At 33.5% G+C, this 5309-nt stretch carries 3 protein-coding genes; all 3 read right to left on the reverse strand.

What is annotated here, in order from left to right; translation table 11 throughout:
• Positions 1-677 precede the first annotated feature (677 nt).
• Positions 678-2618 carry an OmpA family protein gene (locus FNW38_RS17145; RefSeq protein ID WP_143388960.1) on the reverse strand — a complete coding sequence of 647 codons (1941 nt, stop codon included), beginning with the start codon at positions 2616-2618 and terminating at the stop codon, positions 678-680.
• A 141-nt stretch (positions 2619-2759) separates the two neighbouring features.
• Entirely contained in the window at positions 2760-3668 is a 909-nt protein-coding gene (locus tag FNW38_RS17150) for a PorP/SprF family type IX secretion system membrane protein (protein WP_143388959.1), read from the reverse strand.
• Positions 3669-3824: 156 nt separating this feature from the next.
• A partial coding sequence (locus FNW38_RS17155; protein WP_144265604.1) for a gliding motility-associated C-terminal domain-containing protein occupies positions 3825-5309 on the reverse strand: 1485 nt, incomplete at its 5' end.

The raw sequence follows: 5309 nt of genomic DNA on the forward strand, positions 1-5309 counted from the left end.
AAATTTTTTCAGGGATGAAAGCTTTCTTTTTTTGGGGTTCAAAGAATCTTTTCCTCGTATGGTAATTATCTTTTTTTTGTTTTTTAAACTATTTAAAATGTAGTTTAACCTGTAAATTTTTAATTAACACTTTTTTGAATCAATAGTAAATCTATAATTTCAAAATTAAAATCTAAAATTTAGGTGTAGCGCTAAATTTTTTCAGGGATGAAAGCATTCTTTTTTGGGGTTAAAGAAACTTTTCCTCGTAAAGTAATTATCCGTTTTTTTTATAATATTTAACAGACTATTAGTACAATCAAAGTTACAAAGAATTAGTACTATTGATTTTTTTTTTCTACCAGTAACCTAAATACTCGTTGAAATGTAATTTTTAATTAAAAAAATTAATTTTTTGATTTTAAAACTTTAACATTTGTTTCGTTCTAAATGAAGTTATATCCTAATAATTTAAAATATTTTTTTAAAAAAAAGTTAAGGAAGAGAAAAATCACTATTAAAAAGGAGTTAGCTTAAATGCTTTTGGTTGTTAAATTTAAATTCATTTAAACGTTTAATTTTTTTATTATGTTTTATATTTAAAATTAAAAAACCTCGAAAGTTTTACTTTCGAGGTTTAGTTCATTATAATTTTATTTATGGATATAGGTAAGCTATTTTCTATATCAAAGATATATCTATAGGGCAGTGATTATAAATTCGCTGCGTCTGTTGAGTTGATGTTCATCCTCTGTACATTTTACATTATCTGCACATTTATTTACAAGTTGATTTTCTCCATAGCCTTTACCAATCAATCTGCTTGAATCAACGCCTTTTTTGATTAACCAGTTTATAGTAGATTTAGCTCTTCTATCTGATAAGGCTTCATTGTATTGGAAAGTACCACGACTATCCGTATGGGAACGTATATCGAGCTTCATCGTTGGATATTGATTCAAAACATCTAATATTTTTTCTAAATCTAAAGCCGCTTCTGTTCTAATATCAGATTTATCAAAGTCGAAGTAAATCATTTTTATACCAAAGCATTTACCCAAGTCATCGCCAATGGTTACTTTACATTTTGCTTTTTCCAATGTGATTGGTAAATATGTTTTCCCATTTTCTGTAGCAATAGTAATTTTTTGTTCTTTGGTGGTGTACTCTGTTTTTTCAGCTCTTACATTATAGGTTTTTCCACATTCGACAGTAAAAGAATAATTTCCTTTTTCATCAGAAGTAGTTGTACTCACCAGATTAAATTGATTGTCGTACAAGGTGATTTTAGCATTTGGCAGTAATTCTTTGGTAGTTATATCCGTTATTTCACCATATAATTCCTGCTCACAAATTAGCCTTTTGGTTTCTAAAAATTTATAAATATCATCATAACCTTGACCACCGTCTCTGTTTGAGGTAAAAAAACCTCTTCTTGATTTAGTGTCAATTAAATAGGCAAAATCATCTTTAGGAGAATTAACATCTGCACCTACATTTTGGACTTCACTGAAAGCGCCGTCCGCATTTATTTTGGACATAAAAACATCCAATCCTCCCAGACCAGGATGCCCGTCGGAAGCAAAATAAATTTCCTTTTCATCATTTACAAACGGAAAAGTTTCTCTTCCTTCTGTATTGATTGTATTTCCTAAATTTTCCGGAGTACCAAAACTACCATCATCATTTATTTTTACTTTGAACAAATCAGATTGGCCTATTGTTCCCGGCATATCAGAAGCAAAATATAATGTTTTTTCATCTGGACTTAAAACAGGATGTGCCGTACTGTAATTGTCACTGTCAAAAGGAAGTTCAGTTATATTTGTCCACTGGTTGTTTTCGAAACTGGCTTTGTATATTTTTATTAAAGTAATCTGATTTCCATTTTTTCCTTTTTTACCATCAAGATAATTGTTTCTGGTAAAATACATTGTTTTTCCATCATTTGTAAAGGCAGGAGTAGATTCATGAAACTTCGAATTTATAGTTGCATCAAACTTATGTGGAACACCAGGAATCATGTTATCACCTAAATCGGCAGAATATAAATTGGTGAAATATTGATTGGTCCAAGTGTGTTTTCTCTGTCCTAAACTTCCGGTATCTCTAGCTGAAGCAAATACGATTTTGTTTGAATACAGCGCTGTTCCATAATCGGAATATTTCGAATTGACACCCGCATCTTCCACTTGGTATCTTCCTGAATTGGCTTTTATAGCTTCTAAATAATTGGTGTTTTTTTTGAAAAGTTTTCCTCTAATATCGTTTCCTGATTTTTGATTGAATAGTTCTAAGATTTCATTGGCCTTATCATTTTGACCAATAGATTTCAAAGACTGAGCATAACGGTAATAATATTCTGGCTCTAAATTGGTGGCATCCATGGCAAATAATTCACCATACCATTTAGCAGCTTTGTCCAGTTCCGCATTAAAATAATAGGCATTTCCTAATTTTTTAAACATGTCTGCCGATTTATAACCTTTTTCCGCAACCCTTTCATAGGTTTTTATGGCATCTACATAGGCATAGTTGTCATATTTTTTATCAGCTATAGCTAGCTTCGTTTTTTGGGAATAAACGTTAAAAGAAAAAATACTTATTATTGTTATGTAAAGGAGTATATTATTTTTCATATGTAGATAATATTTGTTTTTTATTGGAATATGGTACCACCATTCTTCATTATTGTTTATCTCATTGATGCCATTTTATTTTGGTATTCGATGATTTTCAATTGTGATTTTGAATCATGGCGATTTCATAATACTTGTTTTTTAGAAGAATCTCGGGGTTGTAATTTTGTCGTTGTTTTTGAATAATTCATAGCGCAGGAAAATTTCATGTGAACCGGAATTATAGTTGTCTAAATTGGTCGTTTCAAGATCATATCCATATCCTACATACAAACCTTCAGAAACCTGAAATCCAACCATAGCACTTAACGCAGCACTCCATCTATAGGCGAGTCCCACCACAAATTTGTCATTGAACATAAAATTTCCGGACACATCCGTTTGAAGTGGAGCACCTTTTACCATTTTGGTTAGAACAGCAGGTTTGAATTTTATGGAATTATTCAAATCAAACACATATCCGGCAATTAAGTAGTAATTAACTTTTTCTTTGAAAATGGCCACTTCATTATCATCGTATCGTTTTGATTCAATAAAATTGGGTACAGAAAACCCGACATAAGCCTTATGAGAGTGTAAATAAACACCGGCACCAATATTTGGGGAGAATTTATTATTAAAATCATGCAAGCTAGGGTCATCATCCGCAGGATTTAATCGGGTTACATCTAAATCGAATAGATTAGCAGTTGCTTTAACACCGAAAGAAAGTTTAAAAGTCTCCGAAGTAGGGATGGTGTAGGACAAATCAGCCGAGATAGTATTCTCATGAGTAGGTCCAATTTTATCATTTATAATCGATACCCCCAATCCTAAATTATTTCCGTTGAGTGGCGTATTCATAGACACAGCGTTAGTTACAGGTGCTCCTTCGAGTCCAACCCATTGTGTACGATGTAAAGCGAAAATACTTAAAGCACCTCTAGATCCTGCATAAGCGGGATTAATATTGATTGTGTTATACATGTATTGAGTAAATTGAGCATCCTGTTGCGCATAACTTGCAACTCCAGTAAACAGCAAAGTGAATAATAGTATTCTTGTTTTCATAGTAGATATTTATTATTTTAAATTATCTATCGAACTCATTTACAAGAGTGCGGCAGGTCAGTTTGATAAATTTCATTACTGTTTATCATTCAGAAAATAGGGTTATTCATATTGTTTTTATACCTGAGGACTTAGCCCCCAGGTATAAAATTTTAATTATTTAGTAAGGTATAAATATCCGTCTTTTTTATTGGTTATAATATTTCCATTATCATCGACAGAGGTATAGTTCAAGATGTAAAAGTAGGTACCGGTAGGTAAACCGGACGACTGACTAATAGTAGCTCTACCTTGGGAAGTACCATCAAAAGCTTTACTTGTATTATTGTAATTACTAGTTTCAAAAACCAATACACCCCATCGGTTATAAATTTCAACTGTGTTATCTGGATAACATACTGTATCATCAATATTATCAATTATGAATTTCTCATTGATTCCATCTCCATTTGGTGAGAAGGCATTATGAACTAATACCGTTCCACAAGCCAATACAATACCACCGCAATCCGCATTTACAGTCATATTTATCTTAAAGCTACTAGGGCAAGTTGCATCATCAATTTTATATTCAAAAACATAATCACCAATAGCAACACCAAAAGGGGAGAAAGTACTACTACTACTACCTTGTGGGCGTCCAATATTATTCAAAGTTATCCAAGATCCATTTGAAGGAGTACCTTCTGGTAACAAGTCGTTTAGATTAATTATTGATGAATCTGCATTACAGGCCGAACGGGCTATTGTAACAATACTATTTGTAATGGTAACATTAATGATTTGAGTAAATTCGGATGTATTTCCACAAGCATCAGCCACCGACCATTTTCTCACGATTGAATAGGAGCTCTGTACCACATTAATTTTTTCTTCAGTATATTTTATTAAAGTTGCTGTAGAGCAATTATCAATAAATACGAGTTCTGGTTTTACAGGAATTGCATCACAATTGACATCGATAGTTGCACTAAACTCAGTAGTTGTAATAGGACCAGTGGTATCTTGAACAGTAATTGTTTGTGTGTGTTCAGTTGTAAGTCCACAAGCATTTTTTGCAGTCCAAGTACGAGTTAAAGTATAAGAACCTAGGCAAACTCTGGCAACAGAAGTTTCTGTGAAAGTTACTGTAACACCACTACAGGTATCCGTAGCAGTTAAAGTAGTGGCTGCAGGAACAGCAGAACATTGTACTGTTACATTTATAGGTAAAGCTTCCACAAATGTCGGAGCAGTTGTATCAACGGTTCTGATTAAGTTTTGGGTAACACTGATCGTGTTTCCACAAGCATCCGTTACGCTGTATGTTCTGATTGTAGTTTCGGTACAACCCACTAAAGCAGGAGCACTATCACCAACAAAAGCGACAACCGGAGTTGAACAGGCATCGGCCTCATCCGTCACTACAGCACTATCAGCAGCAGGGAAAGTTCCGTTGCAACCGTTAAGGGTAATGGCAGCAGGGTTAGAAGCTGTCGGAGCAGTTTCGTCAACGGTTCTGATTAAGTTTTGGGTAACACTGATCGTGTTTCCACAAGCATCCGTTACGCTGTATGTTCTGATTGTAGTTTCGGTACAACCCACTAAAGCAGGAGCACTATCACCAACAAAAGCGACAACCGGAGTTGAACAGGCATCGGC

It is taken from the genome of Flavobacterium gawalongense (genome assembly GCF_007097265.1).
GTDB classification, from domain to species: Bacteria; Bacteroidota; Bacteroidia; order Flavobacteriales; family Flavobacteriaceae; genus Flavobacterium; species Flavobacterium gawalongense.